At 62.0% G+C, this 23,787-nt stretch carries 26 protein-coding genes; 11 read left to right on the forward strand and 15 right to left on the reverse strand.

Annotation, left to right across the window (positions count from 1 at the left end):
- Positions 1-3: 3 nt before the first annotated feature.
- The 4 genes from AB4Z25_RS02405 to AB4Z25_RS02420 all read right to left on the reverse strand — a co-directional run bounded on the left by AB4Z25_RS02405 (position 4) and on the right by AB4Z25_RS02420 (position 2,944).
- Positions 4-384 (reverse strand): hypothetical protein, encoded by a 381-nt coding sequence (locus AB4Z25_RS02405; protein ID WP_112537710.1) that lies wholly within the window; start codon positions 382-384, stop codon positions 4-6.
- Between the two features lie 67 nt (positions 385-451).
- Entirely contained in the window at positions 452-1,165 is a 714-nt protein-coding gene (locus AB4Z25_RS02410) for a TfuA-like protein (RefSeq protein WP_112537709.1), read from the reverse strand.
- Positions 1,162-2,370, reverse strand: a complete 1,209-nt coding sequence (locus AB4Z25_RS02415) for a YcaO-like family protein (RefSeq protein ID WP_162698674.1) — start codon at positions 2,368-2,370, stop codon at positions 1,162-1,164. The genes AB4Z25_RS02410 and AB4Z25_RS02415 overlap by 4 nt, the downstream gene beginning before the upstream one ends.
- A gap of 22 nt (positions 2,371-2,392) precedes the next feature.
- Complete coding sequence (locus tag AB4Z25_RS02420; protein ID WP_112537996.1) at positions 2,393-2,944, reverse strand: DUF922 domain-containing protein; 552 nt, start codon at positions 2,942-2,944, stop codon at positions 2,393-2,395.
- A gap of 172 nt (positions 2,945-3,116) precedes the next feature.
- Between AB4Z25_RS02420 and AB4Z25_RS02425 the strand changes: the two genes are divergently transcribed.
- The gene (locus AB4Z25_RS02425; protein WP_112387048.1) at positions 3,117-4,244 is read left to right on the forward strand and encodes an ATP-dependent DNA helicase; all 1,128 of its coding nucleotides are present in this window, start codon (positions 3,117-3,119) and stop codon (positions 4,242-4,244) included.
- 66 nt (positions 4,245-4,310) lie between these two features.
- Here the strand turns inward: AB4Z25_RS02425 and AB4Z25_RS02430 are convergent, their stop codons facing one another.
- Together AB4Z25_RS02430 and AB4Z25_RS02435 are read right to left on the reverse strand one after the other, a co-directional pair.
- Entirely contained in the window at positions 4,311-5,003 is a 693-nt protein-coding gene (locus tag AB4Z25_RS02430; protein ID WP_112537708.1) for a MerR family transcriptional regulator, read from the reverse strand.
- 141 nt (positions 5,004-5,144) lie between these two features.
- Complete coding sequence (locus AB4Z25_RS02435; RefSeq protein ID WP_162698673.1) at positions 5,145-5,438, reverse strand: hypothetical protein; 294 nt, start codon at positions 5,436-5,438, stop codon at positions 5,145-5,147.
- Between AB4Z25_RS02435 and AB4Z25_RS02440 the strand changes: the two genes are divergently transcribed.
- Positions 5,437-6,189 carry a pyridoxine 5'-phosphate synthase gene (locus AB4Z25_RS02440; RefSeq protein ID WP_112537995.1) on the forward strand — a complete coding sequence of 251 codons (753 nt, stop codon included), beginning with the start codon at positions 5,437-5,439 and terminating at the stop codon, positions 6,187-6,189. The two genes, AB4Z25_RS02435 and AB4Z25_RS02440, sit on opposite strands and share 2 nt — an antisense overlap.
- Before the next feature lie 49 nt (positions 6,190-6,238).
- Here AB4Z25_RS02440 and AB4Z25_RS02445 read toward each other — a convergent pair whose 3' ends face one another.
- On the reverse strand, positions 6,239-7,126 hold the full coding sequence (locus AB4Z25_RS02445) for an SDR family oxidoreductase (protein WP_112537707.1): 888 nt from the start codon (positions 7,124-7,126) through the stop codon (positions 6,239-6,241).
- Positions 7,127-7,240: 114 nt separating this feature from the next.
- On the opposite strand from AB4Z25_RS02445, the gene AB4Z25_RS02450 reads away from it, so the two are divergent.
- Entirely contained in the window at positions 7,241-7,651 is a 411-nt protein-coding gene (locus AB4Z25_RS02450) for a winged helix-turn-helix transcriptional regulator (RefSeq protein WP_112537706.1), read from the forward strand.
- A gap of 287 nt (positions 7,652-7,938) precedes the next feature.
- Here the strand turns inward: AB4Z25_RS02450 and AB4Z25_RS02455 are convergent, their stop codons facing one another.
- The 4 genes from AB4Z25_RS02455 to AB4Z25_RS02470 form a co-directional block, all read right to left on the reverse strand.
- Positions 7,939-9,147, reverse strand: a complete 1,209-nt coding sequence (locus tag AB4Z25_RS02455) for an MFS transporter (protein WP_112537705.1) — start codon at positions 9,145-9,147, stop codon at positions 7,939-7,941.
- A gap of 74 nt (positions 9,148-9,221) precedes the next feature.
- Positions 9,222-9,839, reverse strand: a complete 618-nt coding sequence (locus AB4Z25_RS02460; RefSeq protein ID WP_112515950.1) for a TetR/AcrR family transcriptional regulator — start codon at positions 9,837-9,839, stop codon at positions 9,222-9,224.
- Between the two features lie 61 nt (positions 9,840-9,900).
- The gene (locus AB4Z25_RS02465) at positions 9,901-10,818 is read right to left on the reverse strand and encodes a bifunctional helix-turn-helix transcriptional regulator/GNAT family N-acetyltransferase (RefSeq protein ID WP_442207836.1); all 918 of its coding nucleotides are present in this window, start codon (positions 10,816-10,818) and stop codon (positions 9,901-9,903) included.
- Positions 10,819-10,877: 59 nt separating this feature from the next.
- A complete protein-coding gene (locus tag AB4Z25_RS02470) occupies positions 10,878-11,591 on the reverse strand; it encodes an aspartate/glutamate racemase family protein (protein WP_112537703.1) in 714 nt (237 codons plus the stop codon).
- Between the two features lie 156 nt (positions 11,592-11,747).
- On the opposite strand from AB4Z25_RS02470, the gene AB4Z25_RS02475 reads away from it, so the two are divergent.
- Complete coding sequence (locus AB4Z25_RS02475; protein ID WP_442207837.1) at positions 11,748-12,212, forward strand: Lrp/AsnC family transcriptional regulator; 465 nt, start codon at positions 11,748-11,750, stop codon at positions 12,210-12,212.
- A gap of 89 nt (positions 12,213-12,301) precedes the next feature.
- Positions 12,302-13,567: an NAD(P)/FAD-dependent oxidoreductase gene (locus tag AB4Z25_RS02480; RefSeq protein WP_112537994.1), complete on the forward strand. Its 1,266-nt coding sequence runs from the start codon at positions 12,302-12,304 to the stop codon at positions 13,565-13,567.
- Between the two features lie 83 nt (positions 13,568-13,650).
- On the opposite strand, the gene AB4Z25_RS02485 is transcribed toward AB4Z25_RS02480, so the two are convergent.
- A complete protein-coding gene (locus tag AB4Z25_RS02485) occupies positions 13,651-14,697 on the reverse strand; it encodes an NAD(P)-dependent alcohol dehydrogenase (protein WP_112537701.1) in 1,047 nt (348 codons plus the stop codon).
- Between the two features lie 189 nt (positions 14,698-14,886).
- Between AB4Z25_RS02485 and AB4Z25_RS02490 the strand changes: the two genes are divergently transcribed.
- The 3 genes from AB4Z25_RS02490 (at position 14,887) to ilvC (ending at position 17,628) form a co-directional block, all read left to right on the forward strand.
- Positions 14,887-15,795, forward strand: a complete 909-nt coding sequence (locus AB4Z25_RS02490; RefSeq protein ID WP_112537699.1) for an AraC family transcriptional regulator — start codon at positions 14,887-14,889, stop codon at positions 15,793-15,795.
- A gap of 96 nt (positions 15,796-15,891) precedes the next feature.
- Positions 15,892-16,557: a TetR/AcrR family transcriptional regulator gene (locus tag AB4Z25_RS02495; protein WP_310294738.1), complete on the forward strand. Its 666-nt coding sequence runs from the start codon at positions 15,892-15,894 to the stop codon at positions 16,555-16,557.
- A gap of 51 nt (positions 16,558-16,608) precedes the next feature.
- Positions 16,609-17,628, forward strand: coding sequence for a ketol-acid reductoisomerase (ilvC, locus tag AB4Z25_RS02500; protein ID WP_112387060.1), 1,020 nt, complete (start codon positions 16,609-16,611; stop codon positions 17,626-17,628).
- A gap of 52 nt (positions 17,629-17,680) precedes the next feature.
- On the opposite strand, the gene AB4Z25_RS02505 is transcribed toward ilvC, so the two are convergent.
- Entirely contained in the window at positions 17,681-18,268 is a 588-nt protein-coding gene (locus AB4Z25_RS02505; protein WP_112537698.1) for a class I SAM-dependent methyltransferase, read from the reverse strand.
- Between the two features lie 79 nt (positions 18,269-18,347).
- The gene (locus AB4Z25_RS02510; RefSeq protein ID WP_112515956.1) at positions 18,348-19,448 is read right to left on the reverse strand and encodes a branched-chain amino acid aminotransferase; all 1,101 of its coding nucleotides are present in this window, start codon (positions 19,446-19,448) and stop codon (positions 18,348-18,350) included.
- Positions 19,449-19,731: 283 nt separating this feature from the next.
- Here AB4Z25_RS02510 and AB4Z25_RS02515 point away from each other — a divergent pair, with 283 nt between their 5' ends.
- Together AB4Z25_RS02515 and AB4Z25_RS02520 are read left to right on the forward strand one after the other, a co-directional pair.
- On the forward strand, positions 19,732-20,955 hold the full coding sequence (locus tag AB4Z25_RS02515; protein ID WP_112537697.1) for an aminotransferase-like domain-containing protein: 1,224 nt from the start codon (positions 19,732-19,734) through the stop codon (positions 20,953-20,955).
- A gap of 103 nt (positions 20,956-21,058) precedes the next feature.
- Positions 21,059-21,505 carry a GNAT family N-acetyltransferase gene (locus AB4Z25_RS02520; RefSeq protein ID WP_112537696.1) on the forward strand — a complete coding sequence of 149 codons (447 nt, stop codon included), beginning with the start codon at positions 21,059-21,061 and terminating at the stop codon, positions 21,503-21,505.
- Positions 21,506-21,559: 54 nt separating this feature from the next.
- On the opposite strand, the gene AB4Z25_RS02525 is transcribed toward AB4Z25_RS02520, so the two are convergent.
- Entirely contained in the window at positions 21,560-22,618 is a 1,059-nt protein-coding gene (locus tag AB4Z25_RS02525) for an aldo/keto reductase (protein ID WP_112537695.1), read from the reverse strand.
- Between the two features lie 178 nt (positions 22,619-22,796).
- Here AB4Z25_RS02525 and AB4Z25_RS02530 point away from each other — a divergent pair, with 178 nt between their 5' ends.
- Positions 22,797-23,777, forward strand: a complete 981-nt coding sequence (locus AB4Z25_RS02530) for an ABC transporter substrate-binding protein (protein ID WP_112537694.1) — start codon at positions 22,797-22,799, stop codon at positions 23,775-23,777.
- The last annotated feature ends 10 nt before the right edge of the window (positions 23,778-23,787 follow it).

Consider the following 23,787-nt stretch of genomic DNA (forward strand, 5'->3'; position numbering starts at 1 on the left):
TACTCAGGGCTTGGCAAGGTCCCAGTTGCCGCCGACGCCATCGCCGGTGACATCGCCCTGCTTCTTGTCCTTGACCCAGAAATAGAGCGGCATGCCGTCCTTGGCCCACTGCTTCGTCCCGTCCTTGCGATCGATGACTGAGTATGCCCCATCTGCCTTGGCGTCGCCAGCGGCGGCGAGCGGCGGCCAGTTCTTGGCGCAATCGCCGTTGCAATTGGAGGTGCCCATCGCGTCCTTCTTGAAGGTGTAGAGCGTCATGCCGTTTTCGCCGGCAAGAACCTTGCCCTTGGCGGAATCGACGGTCTGGACGGGGGCGGCTGCAAAGGCGGCGGTCGCAGCCATGGCGGCAACGGCAAATGCGGTTGCGAATGATACGATTTTCATGCGGTCTCTCCTCACGTTCGGCAGGCTTTGTTGCTTTGCCGGATATGAGACACGCGAGGCTGCCGTTTTATTCCATGCCGTTTTCGAGTGCATTCCAGAGCGAGGTCCGGGCGAAGGTCCAATCGCCGGAGAGGGGTGCGGTTCCGGGCTTGTAAGCCGAAAGCACTGCGATCAGCTCCTCGGCGTCGCGGCGCTTCTGATTGATCGCGTTGCCGCCAACCCATTGCAGCAGATCGGTGCGGCGTGCGGCGGGAAGTGCCGCGCCGTCGAGGATCGATCGCCAGGTTCGTTTCTTGAAGAAGATGGCGCGGGATGCGGCCAGCAGCGCCTGCTGCTCGGCCGCATCGATGACGCCGCGTACCAGCATCTCTCCGAGCGTCGACATGACATTGACCAGCGGTTCGCTGAGCGCCTTGTAGCCGAGTTCGCCCGGCGCATGCAGCTGGGCGACGGCATCGTCATCCTCCAGCGCGCCGCTCGCATACATCGCATAGATCCTGCCGATGCCGGTCATGCCGAAGGCGGCGCATTCGCCGGCGCGCAGCGCGCCCATGCTGGCGGCGCCGAAGACCGGTATTCCGTTGGAGAGCGCAAAGAGGATTTCCTTGTGCCAGACGGGCGCGGCATATTCGAAATAACCGTCGATCAGGCCGATTGCCGTTGCGCCCTGTCTGACGGCTGTCAGGATATCGCCCTGGGCAGCCGGTGGCCGGATATCGAGGCGGCCGCCGGTCAGCGCTGCGGCATCGGGCAGGGTGGGGCCAACGAAGATGATCTTCATAGGAGCTCCATCGACCGCGAGAGGGCGCGCGGGCCGAAACGGTGTTTGCGGTCACCTTCGGGGTTTTCCAGCGCGGGGACGAAGACCTTGGAGACGGCGATCGCGAGGCCGGGTTCATGCAGCTCGATGGCGATGGCGGGGCCGAGGCCGATATGGCTGAGCTTGCCCACCACGCCCGCCAGCAGCGCAGCGGCGCCATCTGGCAGATCAGGCCTCTCCATCACCACCTCCCTAACGGGGGCGGCGAAGAGTGCGCGCGTCCCGGGAGGAAGCGGGCGTTCGAAAACCTCCGGCAAGATATCGTCGCGGGCGCCGCTGATGAATGTCAGGCGCGACTGCGCGGCTTCGGTGACGGCGCGGATCGCGGCGCGGACCGGATTGGGATGGGCGCCGCATCCGTGGGTGACGTCGACATAGCGGGTATGTCTGGCGGCGGTGACATCGCCGGGGCCGAGCAGGGCGGCGATGCAGGGAATCTCGATATCACTGGTCACGTCGAAGAGCCGAAGGGCGAGACCGGCAGCGGCAATCTTCGTGTAGAGCGCGCCGATGGCCGGATCGGCGAAGCTTTCCGGGGCAATCGCCTCGATACGCTTCGGCGGCGTCATCTGCCAGAGCGCGAAGGCGTCGCGCTCGATCCGTTCGAGAAGGGCGTGAAGGCGTGCCTCGTCGATGGTGTTACCGGAGGCGAGGCCGTCGGACGATTGCCAGAAGCGGCAATGGCCGATAGTCCGGTCGAGCAGGATGGCGTCCTTCGGGACAAAAATGGTTCTGCCGTCCTCGAGGCTTGTGCCGGCGACCCAGCCGATTGTCTCGTCCGGCTCGATATAGGCAGCGCCGGCGGCGATCAGTTCGTTCAGCGGATGCCAGGCGTGGCCGTCGGCGGTGAGGTCCTGTCCGCTGCAAAGCCGCGTGGTCAGCACCGGATTGCCTGCAATGGTCCGCTCCAGCGCTTCCATGGCGGCGGAGACCTTGGCGTCGATATCGGTCAGGCCCTTGCCCTGATTGACGACGATCGACCGGGCATTGGGAACGATGGCGTTCCAGACCGGAATGCCGATGCAATCGAGGCCGGTGACGCGGGCGAGCCGGGTGATGCCGAAATGGGACAGCAGCGGGGCAATGCGGGCGAGCGTTTCCTCCGGCGCGCAGGCGCGGTCCGAATAGGTGCTTCGGGTCAGGAGCGTTGCGTCAGGTATCGTCACATCAGCTCCTTGCTTTCGAGGGTTAAGGGCCGTTGACCAGCTTCAGGATAAGGCCCTGGATATGGCCGCCGTCACCCATCTCGACCTTGTCGAAGTCGCGACCCTGCTGGCGCTGGTAACCCGAAAGTTCGCCCAGCCGCTGCTGCAGCGTGACCCTGATCTTCCTGCATTGCGGATCATCGGCGGCGCTGAGGCCGAGGCTGTAGCCCTCGATCTGCTTGACCATTTCCTTGATCGTGCCGCCATGCCAGCGCTCATGGGTCTCGACGCCGGAGATGAAGCTCTCCCAGCTTGCCTGCACGGCGGGCGAAAGCGGCGAGGACGGTTTCGGCAATGTGTAGATGATGATCAGCTTCGGGCGCGCGACGGTGATCTTGCAGGACTTGTCCGGCTGGACCTCGTATTTACGCGTCCATGTCAGTTTGAACGTCGTGTGGGCGATGACCTGACCGTTGCCGGCCGCCGGGCCGCGTTCGCCGATCGATTGGTAAAGACCGGCGCCTGTCGTGCCCGAGATCGCATAGGTCTTGATCTGTTCGACAGGTTGCCAGTCGGCATGGGCGGCAACCGGCATCGATGCTGATACCGTCAGGAGAAACAACGCGGCCGCTTTCTTCACACGAATCCCTTTCGCCGGACTGCTGCGAGACTAGAGGCGCGCGCTCCGGCTTTCAATCTGGCGATCGCGCAACTGAGAGGCGTTTTCGCCTTGCGTCCGGCGCACGAATCCTGCCAAGTCGCGCATCATGCAATTTGCCCCGCAACAGGATGAAGCCCTGAAGGCCGTTTCGAAATGGCTGAAGGAGGGACGGTCGCCGCTCTTCCGTCTTTTCGGCTATGCCGGAACCGGCAAGACGACGCTTGCGCGCCATTTCGCCGAGAATGTCGACGGTGACGTGTTGTTTGCGGCCTTCACCGGCAAGGCGGCACAGGTTTTGCGCTCGCGCGGAGCCTCCAACGCCAAGACGATTCATTCGCTGATCTATCGCCCGCGCGGCGAGGAGGCGGTCGAGGACGAAGAAACCGGCAAGACCTCGATCGCGCCGATGTTCACCATCAACCGCCAGAGCCCGGTCGCCAAGGCGGCGCTGATCATCGTCGACGAATGCTCGATGGTGGACGAGGCGCTCGGCAGGGACCTGATGAGCTTCGGCACGCCCATCCTGGTGCTCGGCGATCCCGGCCAGCTGCCTCCGGTTTCGGGCGGGGGTTATTTCACCAATCAGGATCCGGATTACCTGCTGACGGATATTCACCGCCAGGCGCGCGACAATCCGATCATCAAGCTTGCGATGCAGGTGCGCGAAGGCAATGAGATCATGTATGGCGATTATGGCGCCGCGCAGGTGATCTCGAAAAACGAGGTCAATCAGGACCTGGTGATGAAGGCCGATCAGGTGCTCGTCGGCACCAACCGGACGCGACGGCGCTATAACCAGCGGCTGCGCGAGTTGAAGGGCTTCAATGCCGAATATCCCCAGACCGGCGACAAGCTGGTCTGCCTGCGCAACGATCCGGCCAAGGGACTGCTCAACGGCTCGCTGTGGCAGGTGATGACGTCTTCCAAGGAAACGACGAAACCCGGTATCAACCTGTTGATCCGTCCGGAAGACGACGACATGGATCGTGGTGCTGCGAAAATCAAATTGCTGAAGCAGGCCTTCGAGGATGTCGAGGGCGAGATCCCCTGGAATACCCGCAAGCGCTACGACGAGTTCGATTACGGCTATGCGCTGACGGTTCACAAGGCGCAGGGCTCGCAGTGGAACAATGTCGTGCTGTTCGATGAAAGCTGGGCTTTCCGCGATACGCGCGAGCGCTGGCTCTACACGGCAATCACCCGTGCAGCCGAGACTTTGACCATCGTTCGATAGGCCGGGACGATCGTGCGATCAGCGGGCAGGCGTGGCGGACGCCGTTCCCGTGGGAGTGAAAAGTCTTCAGACCTGGACGATGCCGAGCAGAACAGCCTTGGCGATTGCCTGGAAGCGGTTATTGGCCCGGAACTTCAGGATGATTGCCGATTCCAGCGCTTTTGCCTCGTCATGGGAAAGGCTGAGCGCCCTGGCGATCCGCTGTGTCGAATAGCCCTCGGCCATCAGCGACAGGCAGCGCCGTTCCTTCTCCGAGAGCCCATCGGGATCCTCGTTGTCGTTGAGCGGCGGCATTTCGCCGTGGGCATCGAGATCGAGCAGGTCGCCGACCTGCTGCAGTTGGCGGTGCAGCGTCGACATTTCGGCCGTCAGTTCGCGCTTGCGCACCCCGAGCGCCTCGCGAAACATGATCTCTGCTTCCTCCTGCGATCGCGCATGGCGCAGCTCATCCATCAGATCCTGGATGACGGCGATCGGCATGCCGGTCTCGCGGCAGACGTTGATGACGGCCATGCGCATCACGTCGTCCTGACCGTAGACTCGCATCAGGCCGATGCGATTGGCCGAAAGCAGGCCCTTCTCCTCGTAGAAATGTAATGTCCTGTGGGTGACACCGAATGCATTCGCCATGTCGGCGATTGGCACCGGTCCATCAGGGAGATCCGGCGGCAGCGCGGCAGAAGGCAGGAACCGGTATTTCGACCGGGCCTCCGAAGCGTTGCCGGCGGCAGCAAACATGCGTTTGGAACCGTCTGGCATGAACCCTCCTAGGGCATACTGTTGCACCTCATGCGGTTGCCAGTTGCTTTCGACGGCGCTGCGGAGTGGGGTTTTCCTCGAGGCGTTCTTGTCGTTGGGGAAGGAAGCAGTACGCGGCGTACTAAACTCGATACATATTCTTCACGTTATGCGTGAACGGTCTTTTTTGTAAGTGCTAAAAATAATCGTTTTTAAATAGGATAGCAATGCGGGCGGAAAAGCTTGAAACGCCGCGAAAAGATAGCCGGATGCCGTTTGCGCGAGCGTCAGCGTTTCTTCCAGCGGAACGGGAAATACTCCTTGCGGTACGGATCGCGTCACGCAGCGTGAAGCATCACGAATTTGCATGCTGCCATCTGCGAATCTCGTTGGCCTTGGCGGCGCCATTGGCATAAAAGCGGAGCACGCATCTGCCATCGAATGGATCATCGTCATGCCGACCACGCTTTCCGTGAACCTCAACGCCGTCGCCATGCTGCGCAATCGCCGCGATCTGCCGTGGCCGAGCGTCGAAAGCCTTGGCCGCATCGCGCTGAAATCGGGGGCAAGCGGGCTGACGGTGCATCCGCGGCCCGACCAGCGGCATATCCGCTTCTCCGACCTGCCGGTGATCCGCAACCTGATCGACGACGAATTCCCCGAAGCCGAGTTCAACATCGAGGGATATCCGACCGGGGAATTTCTCGACCTTTGCCGCAGCGCTGCGCCTGAACAGGTGACGCTGGTGCCCGACGATCCGACCCAGGCGACATCGGATCACGGCTGGAATTTCCGCAAGGACGAGCGTTTCCTGACCGATGTGATCGCCAAGCTGAAGGCGATGGGAACCCGGGTGTCGCTGTTTGCCGATGGTGACGGCGATGTGGAAGCGGTGAAGATCGCCAAGGCTGTCGGCGCCGACCGGATCGAGCTCTATACCGGCCCCTATGGCGGCTGTTACGACGCGCCGGAGCGGGTCGGCCCCATTCTCGAAGCGCTTGGCAAGACCGCGGATGCGGCGCTGGCGATCAGCCTCGGCGTCAATGCCGGTCACGATCTGACGGTTGCCAATCTGCCGCCGCTGGTGAAGCGGATTCCGGCTCTCGCGGAAGTTTCGATCGGCCATGGGCTGACGGCGGATGCGCTGGAATACGGGATGGCCGAAACCGTGCGCCGCTTCTGCCGCGCCTGCGGCCAGAAGATCTGATCTGAAAAGAGCCCGCCGCGGTGGTGCACGGCGGGCTGTCAGGCTTCGCTCAGGCGGTAAGCGCTGCCTTGTTCTCTTCGATGAAGCTGCGCAGCGTCTGCGGCTCCCTGCCTGTCAGCGCCGTGAAGTCGCCGCTCAGGCTATCGAAATTGCCGGCGCGGATATTGGCATCGGCAGACACCAGCATCTCGACCACGAAAGAGGGCAGGCCGGCGCCGGTCATGCCGGCGGAGAGCTGTTCGTCGCTGACCTCGACGACATCCAGCGGGCGGCCGGTGATGGCGCTGACGGCGGAGGCGACATCGGCGATCGAATAGGAGGTCGAGCCGGTCAGCGTGCAGGTCTTGTTTTCAGCCTTGCCGGAAGCGAGCGCGGCGGCAATCGCCAGCGCGCAGTCTTCGCGCGAGATGTAAGGCACCTTGCCGCCCTTGGTGGCGGTGTACCACTTGCCGCCTTCCAGATTATGCGGCAGCGAATGCATGAAATTGTCGAAATACCAGGCGTCGCGCAGGATCGTGTAGGAGAGGCCGCTGGCCTTGATGGCATTCTCGGTGCCGAGATGGTCGGGCGCGAAGGTGACGAGCGATTTGTCGGGCGAGGGCATCGAGGTGTAGGCGAGCTGCTTGACGCCGGCTTTTTTGGCGGCATCGACGGCAGCCGTATGCTGCTTCAGGCGCTGACCTGGGACGGCAAGCGCGTCGGTGCTGATGATCAGGACCGTGCCTGCGCCTTCAAAGGCCGAGACGAGGCCTGCGGCATCGTCGAAATCCGCCTTGCGGGTGGCAACGCCCTTGGCGGCCAGATCGGCAAGCTTCGACGGATCGCGCGTTGCGGCGATGATCCGTGAAGCGGGTACCTTGTAGGTCTCAAGCAGGTGGTGGAGAACGCGCTGGCCAAGCTGACCGGCGGCGCCGGTGACGAGAATTGTATCGCTCATGGATCTATCCTTTTTATGGTCTCTAAAAGAGACTAGCACTAAAATAGGAATTGACGTCCTTCTGTAAAGGAGGCAGTTTTTTAGCTCTACGTTACCAAAAGGGAACCACCCGTTATGAGTGGCACTGTCGTCAGCCTGAAGAGCAAGCCTGCCTCCGGCGTTCGCCGCGAGATCGATTTCGAGCAGCTCGATTTCGGCAATTGCCCGGTCAGGGACATGATGCAGCAGATCGGCGGAAAATGGTCGACGCTGATGCTGGAAGCGCTTGCAGCGCGGCCGTACCGCTTTGGTGAACTGAGACGCAAGATCCCCGATATCTCACAGCGCATGCTGACGCAGACGCTGCGGGACCTGCAGCGCGAAGGCTATATCGAGCGCGAGGTGTTTGCGACGAAGCCGCCGAGCGTCGAGTACCGGATCACCGAGCTTGGCGTCTCGCTCTACGCAACGCTGGCGCTTTTGCTGAATTGGGCGGAAGCGAACCATGAAGCTGTTCGCGCCGCCCGAATTCGTTTCGATGCCTAGAGCGTTTCCTGGTTATATTGAAGCATTCTGCCGGCGCAGGTTTTCGACAGGGCAAAGGCGATTGGCGAAGGGCATACCCAAAGGTACGGTCGAGCCGATCGCCTTTGATCCTGGCGGAAAGATGCCCGGCCCGAAGGGTTGGCTGAAACGGGCCGCCTGATCGACCGGCTGGCTTGGCCGTAGATCTGGCTACGCCGCGCGCCAGCCGGTCGATCATCCGACTCCGTTTGAGCCAACAGAATGCTTCAATATAACCAGGAAACGCTCTAGGAAGGCTGAGACGCGGCTTACTTGCCGCGTCCCTCGGTGAGGAAGAGCAGGAAGGCGAAGGCCGGGAAGCAGAAGCCGATCCAGGCCGTCATCGTCCAGCCGCCGGTGGCATAGGCCCAGCCGCCGATCGCCGAGCCCGCAGCACCACCCATGAAGAATGTCGCCATGAACAGGCCGTTGAGGCGGCTGCGATGTTCGGCGCTGATCGAGAAGATCGTGCGCTGGCTGCAGACGAGATTGGTGGTGACACCGAAGTCGAGCAGGATGGCGGAAGCCGTCAGGAGGCCGATTGCCAGCGTCGATCCGTCGGTGGCGAAATGGCTGACGAGGAACGATACCATCGCAAGCACCATGGCAAGCGTCGATGCCACCTTCGTCAGGCCGCGGTCGGCGAGGCGTCCGGCGATCGGGGAAGCGATGGCGCCGGCAGCGCCTGCAAGGGCGAAGAGCGCAATGCCGTTCTGGCTGAAGCCGAAAGCCGGGCTGGAGAGCAGCAACGGCGTCGTCGTCCAGAACAGGCTGAAGGCCCCGAACATACCGGCCTGGTAGAGCGCGCGGCGCTGCAGGACCCGGGAGGTCATGGCGAGATGGCCCATGGAGGCGAGGAGCGCACCATAGCTCAGCTTCGTATGCGGTGTGCGCACCGGCAGCGTGGCGCGGAGCAGCAGGACCAGCAGCACCATGAAGACGGCGGTGACGTAATAGACCATGTGCCAGGAGGAGGCTTCGGCGACGAAGCTGGCGAAGGGACGGGCCAGCATGATGCCGCAGAGCAGGCCGCTCATCACATTGCCGACCACACGGCCGCGGCTTTCATCCGGCGCCATATGGGCGGCGAAGGGCACGACCACCTGAACGGCGACGGAGGACAGGCCAATACAGAGCGAGGCCAGCAGGAAGAGCGCCGGGGTCGAGGCGAAGGATGCACCAATGAGGGCGACGGCGGAGACGCCGATCAGGAGCAAGATCAGGCGGCGGTTTTCGAGAAGATCGCCGAGCGGCACGATCAGCAGCAGGCCAAGGCCGTAGCCGATCTGGGTCAAGGTGACGATGAGACCGGTTGCGGCGGGCGTGAAGCCGAGATCGGCGCTGATGAGGCCTGCCAGCGGCTGGCCGTAATAGAGATTGGCGGCGACGAGGCCGCAGGTGGCTGCAAACAGAAATGTCATCAGGGACGAGATGGCCGGGGCGGCGGCCGTCTCATCCGTTGCTGAAGAAATGCTCATGGGAACTCCAGTATGCGGATCTGGGGGAGGATCGGTATAAAAGTCGGTTCAGGTCAGCCGCTTTGGCGGCGGCGTCAGGTCAGTAATTTCATGGCGGTGTCGGCGACGGCATTCATTTCGGCCGCGGTACTGCCGGTCTTGCCGACGACGCGCATGCCGTTCATCACGCAGAGCAGGCTGATCGCCGCCGATGCGGCATCGATCGACGGCGCAACGGACCCGTCGGCCTGTCCGATCAGGATGAGGTCGAGGATGAATTCCTCGTTCGAGGTGAAGGCATCCTCGATGCGCTTGGCGGCTTCCGGATCGAAGGTGGCGATCTCATTGGCGCTGCCGACGACGAGGCAGCCGCGGCGGCCGGATTCGCCGTGCGACGAGACGGCGTAGAGGCCGAGCAGGGCGCGCAGTTTCTGCCGTCCGGTCTCTGCACCCGCCATGCTCTCGGTAATCTTGCCGCGGCGGATCTTGCGATAGCGGTCGAAGGCGGCGAGAAAGACGCCGCGCTTGTCCTTGAAGGCCTTGTAGACGCTGCCGGAGGTTAGCCCCATCGCCTCGGTCAGTTCGCTGATTGAGGTGGCGTGGTAGCCGCGTTCGGAAAAGACGGCGAGCGCCTTGTCGAGGGCGGCGTCCATGTCGAATTCGCGCGGGCGGCCGCGGCTGCGGCTTATATCTTCGGGGGCAAGCGTGCTCATGGTTCACTCAATTAGGAAATGATCGTTTCCAAATCAAGCGAAATATTCGTGACAGCTGATTTCAGAGATCCAGCACCCAGGTCTGGCCGTTCTCTTCGGTGCCGAACATGCTGTGTCTCTCTTCGGAGACAAGTTGGAATCCCGCCTTGACGTAGATCGCGCGCGCCGAATGCAGGACATCGTTGGTCCAGAGCGAGATCTGCCGGTAATTCTTCGCGCGGGCAAAGCGAATGCATTCGTTGACCAGCGTCCTGCCAAGGCCGAGGCCGCGCGCCGCCTTGTCGATATAGAGCAAGCGGAGCTTGGCAATGCCGTCGCCGCCATTGGTGATCAGCACTGAGCCGATGTTGATGCCGTTGCGCTCGGCGATCCAGCAATATTCCATCGCGGGATCGAAATTCGCCAGGAACTTGCCGGCGACCTCGGCGACGAGGCCTTCGAAGCGCATGTTCCAGCCATATTCCTCGACATAGGCCTTGCCCTGGCTCTGGACGATCCAGCCCATGTCGCCGGGGCGGTGGGCGCGGATGACCGGGGCGGGCGGCTGCGTCTTGGGATCGAGAAGCGAGCGGATCGTCTGCATTGCGGACACGATGTTCTGCGGCTCGCCATCCGCCAGCCGGTCGAAGCGTTCGGCCAGTTGGGCATTGGAGCGGCGGCCGAAATCCTGGAATTGCGCCTGTCCCTTGCTGGTGACGCGGATGGTCTGGCTGCGCCGGTCACCTTGATCGGCCTCAGTCTCGACCAGCCCTTCGGCTTTGAAGCGTTTGAGGATGCGGCTGAGATAGGCAGGGTCGAGATGAAGATCGGCGGCAAGTGCGGCGGCGCCGATGCCGTCATGCGAGCCGATTTCGAACAGCACCCGTGCATCCGTCAGCGCGAAGGGCGTATCGAGATAGGCCTTGTTCAGCACGCCGAGCAGGTTCGTATAGAAGCGGTTGAAATCGCGGGCGGCTTCGATGAGCGCTGAATCGGTCATGGACAAGATCTCCTATTGGAGACCTTGTCCAATATTTAGTTGACTGAGTCAAATATTTATCAGGCGGCTTCCCGCTTGCGGTCGGCACCTAGCGAAAATTCAATCGCGGCCTTCGCATGGATCGTCGTGGTGTCGAATCCCGGCAGTGGCAGATTGTTCGGGTCGAGGATCAGGCAGATCTCTGTGCAGCCGAGAATGATGCTGTCTGCACCCTTGGCCATCTCGCGTTCGATGATCCGCATCAGCTTTTCGCGCGACGAATCCAGCACCTTACCGGCGCAAAGTTCGTTGAAGATGATGTCATGAACGACTGTGCGGTCTTCGACTTCCGGCACGGCGATCTCGACGCCGAGGCTCTTCATGCGGTCGGCATAGAATCCGTGTTCCATCGTGTAGCGGGTGGCGAGCAGCAAGGGGCGCTTGCGCCCGGCAGCCTTCAGCGCCGAAGCCGTTTCGTCGATGATATGGATCAACGGCACGGAAATGCGCGCGGCGACCTGTTCGGCGATCAGGTGCATGGTGTTGGTGCAGATCAGCACGCAGTCGGCGCCGCCGACCTGGAGCTTCAGCGCAACGTCGCCGAGACGGCGCGCCGCGCCATCCCAATCGCCGGCCTTCTGCATTGAAACGATCTCTTCGAAATTCACGGAATGCATCAGCACTTCGGCCGAGGCGAGGCCGCCGAGGCGCTCGCGCACCATCTCGTTGACCAGGCGATAGTAGACCGCGGAGCTTTCGAAGCTCATGCCGCCGATCAGGCCGATTGTCCGCATTTCCGTGTTCCCGTTTGTTGATTTCGATAGGCAGATCATGCCGCAGGCGTGGCGCCGAATGTTTGCATTGTTCGGGCGATATTGCAGCAAGCGGCTTTGAGTTTGCGCCATTTTCCAGTAATGTGCAAAAAATCGGCGTGAATTTAAGGTTTGGCAATGCTGGATGATCGCGATCGGAAGATTCTCGACCTGCTACAGGCGGACGCAGGCGTTTCCGTCAGCGATCTCTCCGAGCGTGTTTCGCTGTCGGTCTCGGCCTGCTCGCGTCGCATCCAGCGGCTGGAGGAAAGCGGCTATATCGCCCGGCGGATCGTCGTCCTCGACCGCGAAAAGATGGGCGTGCCGACCACGGTCTTTGCACTGATCAAGACGGCGCATCATTCGGATGAATGGATCGAGAGCTTCCGCAGAGCGATCAGCAGCGTTCCTGAGATCGTCGAGGCGCACAGGCTGACCGGCAATTACGACTATATCCTGAAGATCGTTCTGCCGCGCGTCGAGCATTACGACGTGATCTACAAGCAGATCGTCCGCAAGATAGAGCTCTTCGACGTCTCGGCATCGATCTCGATGGAGATATTGAAGAGCGGCACCACCATTCCCGTTAGTTATGCCGGGTAAGTGCAAGGGAGCTATTCGCAAACATCCATTGAAAGCCCCGCGGAATTGACGACATTGGCGTTGGCTGAATGGCGCACAAGGGGGTTGTCATGAGCGAACATCGCGTCGTCGTTGTCGGCGGCGGTTTCGGCGGGCTACAGCTCGTCAACGATCTGAAGGGCGCGGGGGCGGCAATCACGCTCGTCGACCGGCGCAATCATCATCTTTTCCAGCCTCTGCTCTATCAGGTCGCAACGACCATCCTTTCCACCTCCGAGATCGCCTGGCCGATCCGCCATCTCTATGGCAACCGTCCTGACGTAACGACATTGCTTGGGGAGGTCGCCGGTGTCGATACCGCGGCAAAGATCGTGACCTTGCGTAACGGGATATCGTTACCTTACGACACGCTGGTGCTCGCGACCGGTGCGACACATGCCTATTTCGGCCGCGACGAGTGGGAGCCGGTGGCGCCCGGGCTGAAAACGCTGGAGGACGCGACGACCATCCGCCGCCGCCTGCTGATCGCCTTCGAACGTGCCGAGGTCGAAACCGATCCTGTTGCCCGCGAGGCGCTCCTGACCTTCACCATCGTCGGCGCGGGTCCGACAGGCGTGGAACTGGCCGGCATCATCGCCGAGCTGGCGCACAAGACCTTGCCCGGCGAGTTCCGCAACATCGATACCCGCAAGACGCGGGTGGTGCTGGTCGAGGCCGGGCCGCGCGTGCTGCCTGCCTTTGCCGGGGAGCTGTCGGCCTACGCGCAGCGCGAGCTCGAAAAGCTCGGCGTCGAGGTGCATCTTCGCGAACCCGTCACCAATTGCAGCGTCGAGGGCGTATCGATCGGCGAGAAGTTCATTCCGAGCCGGACGATCGTCTGGGCTGCAGGCGTCCAGGCGTCGGCGGCGGCGAAATGGCTGGGTGTGGAGGCCGACCGGGCAGGGCGTGCCGTGGTCGAGAAGAACCTGACGGCGCCGGGACTACCCGATGTCTTCGTCATCGGCGACACGGCGTCGGTGATCCAGGAGGGCGGCAAGCCAGTGCCGGGCATTGCGCCGGCCGCCAAGCAGCAGGGCGCCTATGCCGCGAAAGTCATTCGCGCCCGGATTGCGAGCCGGCAGCCGCCCGGCGACTTCCGCTACCGGCATCAGGGCAGCCTCGCGACCATCGGCCAGAGCGCGGCGATCATGGATTTCGGCAGGATCAAGCTGAAAGGGTGGCTGGCCTGGTGGGTCTGGGGCCTTGCCCACATCTACTTCCTGATCGGCACACGCTCGCGCTTCGCCGTCGCCTGGAGCTGGCTGTGGATCTATCTCAGCGGCCAGCACAGCGCGCGGCTGATCACGCAGAAGGAGACGATGCGGGAGGAGAATTAGGAGAAGTTTGGCGCGCTCGGGCCGGATTTCTGTGACAGGCAAAGGATGAGAGGTGGCGCGCTTGGCGCCACCTCCTAAAGGAATCAGGCCGCCAGCGAGGCGATGTCGATGACGAAGCGGTAGCGGACGTCGCTCTTCAGAACGCGTTCGTAGGCTTCGTTGACCTGCTGGATGTTGATCTTCTCGATCTCCGAGACGATGTTGTGCTCGCCGCAGAAATCCAGCATTTCCTGGGTTTCCTTGATCGAACCGATCATCGAGCCCGAAATACTCTTGCGGCCCGGGATCAGCGAGAAGGCGTGAACCGGGATCGGGTTTTCAGGGGCGCCGACCACGACCATCGAGCCGTTGACCTTGAGCAGGCCGAGATAGGCATTCCAGTCGATTTCGGCGCTGACCGTGCAGATGATCAGGTCGAAGGTACCGGCGAGCTTCGTGAAGGTCTCGGCATCGTTCGTCGCGTAATATTCCTTGGCTCCGAGCTTCAGGCCGTCTTCCTTCTTCGACAGCGACTGCGAGAGCACGGTGATGTCAGCGCCCATGGCGGCGCCGATCTTCACGCCCATATGGCCGAGACCGCCCATACCGACGATCGCAACCTTCTTGCCGGGGCCGGCATTCCAGTGCTTGAGTGGCGAGTAGAGGGTGATACCGGCGCAGAGCAGCGGCGCGGAAGCGTCGAGCGGCAGGTTTTCCGGGATCGACAGGACGTAGCCTTCCTTGACGACGATCGAGTCGGAATAGCCGCCCTGGGTCGCCGTCTTGCCGTCGGCTTCGACGCTGTTGTAGGTGCCGACGAGGCCGGGCATGTACTGCTCGTTGTCGACATCGCGGCTGGCGCAGCCAACGCAGCTGTCGACGAAGCAGCCGACGCCGACGTGGTCGCCGATCTTGAACTTGGTGACGGCGGATCCGACGGCCGTGACGACGCCGGCGATTTCGTGGCCCGGAACGATCGGGTAGACGGCGTTCTTCCACTCGTTGCGGACAGTGTGAATGTCCGAATGGCAAATGCCGGCAAACTTGATGTCGATGACGACGTCGTCGGCATTGGGCTCGCGCCGTTCGAAGGTGAACGGTGTCAGCGGCTTGGAGGCATCGGTTGCGGCATAGCCTTTAGCGATGGGCATGGGTAGTTTCCTTCTTTTCAGGAGGGTGGAAGGGATGGCGGACTATGCCCCGGGTCGCATCAAAAGCGGTATAGCGATCCTGCAAGCTTTTTGTACGATCCTGCAAATCTCCTTGCGCAAGAGCACGATCCATCCCATCATTTGGGCAAGCGCCGCAGGCGTAATATCAAGAAAATAAACGGTAATGTTATGACGTTACATATTGGCCCCTTCGATGAGATGACATCGATCATTGCCCGTTATGCCAAGAAGGACGGGAATTCCGAAACGGCGATCGAGAACCTGCATGTGTTCAAGGGCAGCTGTCCGACACGGCTGCAGCACGTAGCCTACAAGCCGAGTTTCTCGCTGGTTCTCCAGGGCAGCAAGCGGCTGATGGTCGGCTCCGACGTGCATGTCTACGGCGCCGGTCAATATGTGCTGACGTCGCTCGATCTGCCTGTCGCCTCGCATGTGACGCAGGCGACGGCCGATGTTCCCTATCTCTGCTTCACGCTGTTCATCGACAGCGAGAAGCTGAGCGACCTGTTGCCGCGCACCAAGGTTTCGCGCGCCACGCCGCCGCCGGAGGATTCGCGCGGCCTGGTCGTGAAGACGGCGCCGCCGGAGCTGATCGATGCATCTGCCCGGCTGCTGCGGCTTCTCGACAATCCCGATGACATCGCCGCCATGGCGCCGCTGATCGAGCAGGAGATCTCCTACCGGCTGCTGACGGGACCTGATGGTTCGCGGCTGCTCGACATGACGCTGGCGGAAAGCCAGAGCCACAAGGTTGCCCGCGCCGTCGCCTGGCTGCGGACGAATTTTGCTGAACCGTTGCGGATCGAGGCGCTGGCCGATCATGTCAGCATGAGCGTCTCGTCATTGCATCACCATTTCAAGGCGGTGACGGCGATGACGCCGATGCAATATCAGAAGCAGCTGCGGCTGCACGAGGCGCGGCGCCTGCTTTTGACCGAGCGTGTGGATGTCGCCACCGCCGGCTACCGCGTCGGCTACCAGAGCCCGTCGCAATTCAGCCGCGAATATGGCCGCCTCTACGGTCTGCCGCCGCTGAAGGACATCGACGCCATGCGCGGGCAGATGGCCGCCGAATAGCCGCTGTTTTTTGATGCGTTGCAGCAACGAATTTCGCTTGACGGCGATTATAGGCTCCGGCATAAGACGTCGCGAACCGTACGGTACGGTACGTATTTGGGAGCGCATATCGTGTCTGTCGAAACCTTGGAGCCCAGCGAATTTTCGCCGCGTCAGAACGCCGTTCTGGAGCAGGCGTTGCAGCTTCTCGTCGATGGCGGAGAAAAAGCGCTGACGACCTCGGGTGTGGCGCGCGCCGCCAACTGCTCGAAAGAAAGCCTCTACAAGTGGTTCGGCGACCGCGACGGCCTGCTGTCGGCGATGATTGCCTATCAGGCCAGCAAGGTGCGCACTTTCGAGCGCAACGGCGAACGCCTGACATCCGCCAGCCTGCACGATCACGTCGTCATTTTTGCACGCGATTTGCTGGAGGTTCTGGCGGGCGACGTGTCGCTGGCGCTGAACCGGCTGGCGATCGGCCAGTCGCATCGCGACGGCTCCAAGCTCGGAAAGCTTTTGCTCGAACGCGGCCGCCGCCAGATCGACCGCCGCGCCATGGCGCTGATCGATGCCGGCAAGCGGGCAGGGCTCCTGCGCTTCCATGATGCCGATGAGGCATATCACACGCTTTACGGCCTTGTTGTCTCCGATCTGCATGTGCGCATGCTGCTCGGCGAACCGGGCCTCAAGGATACCGCCCGTCAGGCGGAGAGGGCGGTCACCGCCTTCCTGCGTCTGTACGGAACGGAGAAGGTTCTCGCGGAAATGCCGGCACTCGCCTGATTTTCCGCTTCTATCAAACGATGCGACAAGCAAAAGGGAAGGAACTTTACAATGCGCGTCTATTACGATCGTGATGCCGATCTCAACCTGATCAAGTCCAAGAAGGTCGCCATTATCGGCTACGGTTCGCAGGGCCGCGCCCATGCGCTGAACCTGAAGGATTCAGGCGCACAGAACGTCGTCATCGGCCTCAAGGCCGGTTCGCCGACGATCAAGAAGGCCGAAGCCGACGGCTTCAAGGTCATGACCGTTGCCGAAGCTGCCGGCTGGGCCGATCTGATGATGATGGCGACCCCGGACGAGCTCCAGGCCGACATCTACAAGGCCGACATCGCTGCCAACATCCGTGACGGCGCTGCGATCGCTTTCGCCCACGGCCTCAACATCCATTTCGGCCTCATCGAGCCGAAGGCATCCGTCGACATCGTCATGATCGCGCCGAAGGGCCCGGGCCACACGGTTCGCGGCGAATACCAGAAAGGCGGCGGCGTTCCCTGCCTCGTTGCCGTTCACCAGAACGCTTCGGGCAACGCTCTTGAACTCGCTCTCTCCTACGCCTGTGGCGTCGGCGGCGGCCGTTCGGGCATCATCGAAACCAACTTCCGCGAAGAGTGCGAAACCGACCTCTTCGGCGAACAGGTCGTTCTCTGCGGCGGTCTCGTCGAGCTGATCCGCGCCGGTTTCGAAACCCTGACGGAAGCAGGCTATGCTCCTGAAATGGCCTATTTCGAGTGCCTGCACGAAGTGAAGCTGATCGTCGACCTGATCTATGAAGGCGGTATCGCCAACATGAACTACTCGATCTCGAACACTGCAGAATGGGGCGAATACGTCACCGGCCCGCGCATCATCACGGCTGAAACCAAGGCTGAAATGAAGCGCGTTCTGCACGACATCCAGACCGGCAAGTTCACCTCGGATTGGATGCAGGAATACCGCGCAGGCGGCTCGCGCTTCAAGGGCATCCGCCGCATGAACGACAGCCACCAGATCGAAGAAGTCGGCGCCAAGCTGCGCGGCATGATGCCGTGGATCGGCAAGAACAAGCTGGTCGACAAGTCGGTCAACTGATCGCTTCCGCGACTGATTTTGCGAGAGGCCGGGGCGCAAGCTCCGGCCTTTCTCATTTGCGGGCGGTTACAAAAAGCCAGCGGGTCGGCTTGCCGTCGTATCCGCCGCCATCGGCTTCCGATAGCGCAATGTCGCGCCAGCCGCCTGAAGACAGGCATTCGGTCAGCCAATCGACAGAGGGGTAATTGTAATAGCGGCCGAGGCCGTCATGGCCTTCGGCCTCGCCGCTCTTGAAGCTCGCATGCATCGGCGCTTCGGGCTTCAGCGCGCCGCGGATGCGGGTGAAGACATCGGGGAGTTCGGCGCGCGGAACATGCAGCAGGCTGGCTTCGGCCCATACGCCGTCGAATGCCTCGACTGCTTCCAGATCCTGGAAGCGCATGACCGTCACAGGCCTGCCAATCAGCTTTTCCGCCTGCCTGGCGAGTTCGGGCGAGCCGTCGGTCGGCGTGACGTCGAAGCCTTTCTCCAGCATGTAGGCGCTGTCCTGCCCGCCGCCACAGCCGAGTTCGAGGATTTTCGCGCCCGATGGCAGGGTTGCAAGCAAAGCGTCGAGCCTTGCGGTTGGAAGCCGGCGCTCGCGCGACGCGTAGGTCTCGGCGTTGCCGTCATAGAAGGCTGAGGTTTCGTCTTTGGACACTTGCTCTGCTCCCTAAAGCAAGAAACCGGGCGAGAGGCCCGGTTTCCGTAAAACGTTTGGTGTTTCGGCCAAATGCTGATCAGGCCGGAATGAGGCGGGTCCAGCCGCGCTCGTCATTGGTGGTGCCCTTCTGCAGGCCGACGAGCTGCTGGCGTAGATCGGTGGTCAGCTTGCCGGTCTGGCCGTCGCCGACCAGGAACTCGCCGCCGGCATGGCGGACGAGACCGATACCGGCGAGAACGGCGGCGGTACCGCAGGCGAAGGCTTCGACGAGCTTGCCGCTCTTGGCATCGGCCTGCCATTCGGCAAAGGAATAGGGGCGCTGCTCGACGCGCAGACCCTTTTCTTCGGCAAGCACGATGACCGAAGCGCGTGTGATGCCGGGCAGGATGGTGCCGCCGAGCGGCGGGGTGACGACCGATCCGTCGTTCATCACGAAGAAGACATTCATGCCGCCGAGTTCTTCGACCCAGCGGTGTTCGGCTGCATCGAGGAAGACGACCTGGTCGCATTCCTTCTTTGAGGCTTCTGCCTGTGCCACGAGGCTGGCTGCGTAGTTGCCGCCGCACTTCGCTGCACCGGTGCCGCCGGCGGCTGCGCGGGTATATTCGGTCTCGACCCAAAGAGAGACGGCCTTGGCGCCGCCCTTGAAATAGGCGCCGACCGGCGAGGCGATGACGCAGAAGATATATTCTTGCGCCGGGCGAACGCCCAGGAACGCCTCATTGGCGAACATGAAGGGGCGAAGGTAGAGGCTGGCATCACCCGTGGGGATCCAGTTCTTGTCGACACGGACGAGCTCCTCGACGGCCTTCAGGAACAGTTCTTCCGGCACGGCGGGCATCGCCATGCGGGCGGCAGACTGGGCGAAACGGCGGGCATTTTCTTCCGGCCGGAAGAGCAGCACGCGGCCGTCATCAGCCTTGTAGGCCTTCATGCCCTCGAAGATTTCCTGGGCGTAGTGCAAAACGGCGCTTGCCGGGTCGAGTTCCAGCGGGCGGCGGGCGGTGACCTTTGCGTCGTGCCAGCCCTTGTCGGCCGTCCATTTCGCCAGAACCATGTGATCGGTAAAGACCTTGCCGAAGCCCGGCGTTTCGATCGCCTTGGTGCGGTCTGCGTCGGAGACGGGAGATTTGTGGAATTCGATTGTGATTTCAGGAGAGGGCGACGTCGCGGTCATTGCTGGCACCTTGGTAGTCCATTGAATAATGGGCGGCACACTACTGCTGCCGCCCCTGTTTTGGAAAGGTCTGTTTCGCCGAGTTTCCGCATTTCCTGAGCGGAATCATGGCGGGATGCGGCGAATGTCCCGGGAATTCCGGCCGATTTCCGCATGCGCAGGCCTTCTGGATGCCAATCTGTACGAACTTGTCACCGCGACAAGAAAATAGGTCAGTATTGTTGACATAAATTCCGGAGCGTGATGATCTGCTGATATTATAAAAAGAGTGCGAGGAAACCCCATGTTGAACTGGGATGAAATGTTTGCGACGCGTTCGTCGCGGATGCGTGCGTCTGAGATCCGCGAGCTGCTGAAGCTGCTCGACCAGCCCGATATCATTTCCTTTGCCGGCGGCATTCCGGATCCGGCGCTGTTTCCGGACAGGGAATTCAAGGCGGCCTATGCCGGCATCTTCGACGGCGCGGCGGTGAATTCGGCGCTGCAATATTCCGTCAGCGAAGGCTACAAGCCGCTGCGCGAATGGCTGGTGACGCAGATGGCCGGGCTCGGTATTGCCTGCGAGACCGAAAACGTCTTCATCGTCTCGGGTTCGCAGCAGGGGCTCGATTATCTCGGGAAGCTGTTCCTGTCGCCGAAGGATACCGCGCTGGTCACCTGGCCCACCTATCTCGGTGCGCTGCAGGCGTTCAACGCCTATGAGCCGTCCTACGACCAGCTGACGCCCAACGGCAACCGGACGCCGGACAGCTATCGGACGGCGGCCGAAAAGAATGGTGGCAAGGTGAAGTTCGCCTATCTCTCGTCCGATTTCTCCAATCCGACCGGCGAGAGCGTCGATCGCGAGGGGCGCGAAAAGGTGCTGGCGCTGGCCGAAGAGCTGGATGTCGCGGTCATCGAAGACGCGGCCTATCAGAACCTGCGCTACGACGGCGAGGCGATCCCGCCGATCCTGGCACTCGAGATCGCCAGGAAGGGTCATATCAGCCTTACCCGCACGATCTATTGTGGCAGTTTCTCGAAGACGCTGGCGCCGGGTCTGCGCGTCGGCTTCATCGTTGCCAATGCCCAGGTCATTCGCAAGCTGGTGCTGATGAAACAGGCGGCCGACCTGCATTCCTCGACCATCAACCAGATGGCCATTGCCGAGGTTGCCGAGCGTGGCTTCGATGCGCAGGTGGCGAAGATCAAGGCGGCCTACAGCCATCGCCGCGATGCGATGCTTGATGCCCTTGCACGGCACATGCCTGCCGGCGTCAGCTGGACGAAGCCCGAGGGCGGGATGTTCATCTGGATCACCCTGCCTGAGGGCATGGACGGCGCGGCGCTGCTGGCCAAGTCGATCGAGACCACGAGGGTGGCCTTCGTGCCCGGCAAGGCGTTCTTCGCCGACGGCTCGGGCGCCAACACCATCCGCCTCAGTTTCTCCTGCGCCAACGATACGATGATCGAGGAGGGTATCGGCCGCCTCGGCAAGCTGGTGGCCAGCGAGGTTGGTGCGCTCTAGGAGCCGGTCCGGCAAAGGTTGGCTTTTTCACGCCGGATGCTTGGTTGCATCGACTCGCCTCGCGCTGCATCTTCCCGCCAATTTCGAAGGTTGAGGGAAGACGATGAGCGGGATCAAGGTCAGGAGTGCTACTCCGTCGGATGTCGAGGACCTGGCAAAACTGATGGCTGAGCTGGGGTATCCGACAACGTCGGACAACATGGCCGCCCGAATCGAGCGGCTGAGCGACCGCGAGGACTACGCGATCTTTGTCGCCGATGAAGAGGGTGCAGTGGCGGGAATGATCGCCTTGTCCGTCATTCCTACTCTCTATCGAGACGATCTCGATGGCGCCATCACAGCGCTGGTGGTTTCCTCGAACTTCAGAGGCAAAGGTATCGCAGGACTGTTAGTCGCACATGGCGAGCGCTGGCTCTATGATAGCGGCGCCCGCCTCGCGACAGTGAAACCCAGCTCCCGCCGCGAAGACGCGCACCGCCTCTATGAACGTTGCGGGTATCAACATACCGGCTTGAGATTCACGAAGACGCTTGAAGGGCTCGGCGGATAACGCCTCGCTGATCGCAAAGGAAATAGGCGCCCGTGGGCGCCGATCATGCTCTGATTACGGGTTGAGATGCGGGGCGAGCAGCTCGAGATCGGCCTCGCTCAGCCTGTCGCTCGCGGTGTTGCGCTGGTGCCAGTAGGGATAGAGCAGCGGCGGGACGCTGACATCGTCGAGGCGCTTCCGCTCTTCGGCGGTCAACGTCAGTTCGGCGGCGGCGAGATTATCCTTGAACTGCGCTTCCGTGCGTCCGCCGATGACGACTGAAGTCACCGCCCGGCGGCCGATGAGCCAGGCGAGGGCCACCTGGGCGGCCGAGACGCCACGGGTTTCGGCGATCGAGACCAGCACATCGACGATATTCCACAGGCGGTTCTCGTCGCGGATCGGCGGCTCCGGCCAGCCGGCGAACTGGCGCGTGCCCTCGGGCGTTGCCTGGTTGCGGCGGTGCTTGCCGGAAAGGAGGCCAGCGGCCAGCGGGCTCCAGACGAGAACGCCGAGGCCCTGGTCGATCGACACGGGCAGCAGCTCGTATTCGGCATCGCGGGCTTCCAGCGTATAGTGGATCTGCTGGCTGACGAAGCGCTGGTAGTTGTGCTCCCTGGAGACGCCGAGCGCCTTCATGATATGCCAGCCGGAAAAGTTCGAGCAGCCGATATAGCGGACCTTGCCCTGGCGCACGAGCGTATCGAGGGCCTCCATGGTTTCCTCGACCGGCGTCTGGCCGTCCCATTCATGCAGCTGATAGAGATCGATGACATCGGTCTTCATCCGGCGCAGGCTGGCTTCGCAGGCTTCGATCAGGTGCTGGCGCGAGGAGCCGACGTCGTTCGGTCCGTCGCCCATGCGGAAGCGCGCCTTGGTGGCGAGCATGACGCCGCTCTTGCGCTTGCCGCCGAGTACCTCGCCGATGATTTCCTCCGAGGCGCCGGACGAATAGACGTCGGCGGTATCGATCAGGTTGACGCCGGCATCCAGGCACATGTCGACGAGGCGGCTTGCCTCAGCCACGTCCTGGCTGCCGGTTGCCTTGGCCCAGCCGACGCCGCCGAAGGTCATGGTGCCCATGGTGACTGTCGAGATTTTCAGGCCGGAACGGCCAAGCAGACGGTATTCCATAATTCTCTCTCCCAAAATTTGAACGGAAACACGCAATCCGCCGCAAGAAAATAGCGCCGGCGCGCTGCGGTCAAGCGCAGAGCTGATGTCACGCCTCCGGCATCTTTGGCCGGATGTCACAATCATGTTATTCGGCCTGTCTATGGAACGGCTAACATTCACGCTCAGGGATATCGCCATGAACAAGAAGCTCTCCGCACTGGCCGCGCTGATCGCGGCAGGTCTTGCCTCCGTTTCGGCCCATGCCGGCAATCTGGTTCTCTATACCAGCCAGCCGAACGAGGACGCGCAGGCGACCGTCGATGGCTTCATGGCCGCCAATCCCGATATCAAGGTCGATTGGGTGCGCGATGGCACGCCGAAGATCATGGCGAAGCTGCAGGCCGAGATCGAAGCCGGCAATCCGGTTGCCGACGTGCTGCTGATCGCCGATACCGTGACGCTTGAGCGCCTGAAGGAAGCGGGCAAGCTGCTCGCCTACAAGTCGCCGGAAGCCGTCAACTACGATGCGGCGCTCTACGACGCTGACGGCTACTACTATTCCACCAAGCTGATCACGACAGGCATCATGTACAACACCTCGGCCGGCATGAAGCCGACGAGTTGGAAGGATCTGGCAAAGCCCGAAGCCAAGGGCCTCGTGACCATGCCGAGCCCGCTGACCTCCGGTGCAGCGCTGATTCATGCGCAGACGCTGGCGGCCGTTCCGGGCCTCGGCTGGGATTACTACAAGGCGCTCGCCGGCAATGGTGCGACGGCTGCCGGTGGTAACGGCGCGATCCTGAAGTCGGTGGCTTCGGGCGAAAAAGCTTACGGCGTCGTCGTCGATTACATGCCGATCCGCGAAAAGGCCAAGGGCGCGCCTGTCGAATTCGTGTTCCCGGAAGAGGGTGTTTCGGCCGTGACCGAACCTGTCGGCATTCTCGCCGGCGCCAAGAATGCCGACGCGGCGAAGAAATTCGTCGACTACGTTCTGTCGGAAAAAGGCCAGGAAGGCTTCCTGAAACTCGGCTATATTCCGGCCCGCAACGGCATGAAGGTTCCGGAAGGCTTTCCGGCACGCGACAGCATCAAGGTGCTGCCGATCAATGCCGCTGAAGCACTGAAGAACACGGATCAGGATCTGAAGACCTTCTCGGGCATCTACGGATCGAATTGATCGAACCGGA

It is taken from the genome of Rhizobium sp. RAF36, from assembly GCF_052114105.1.
Taxonomy (GTDB): Bacteria; Pseudomonadota; Alphaproteobacteria; order Rhizobiales; family Rhizobiaceae; genus Rhizobium.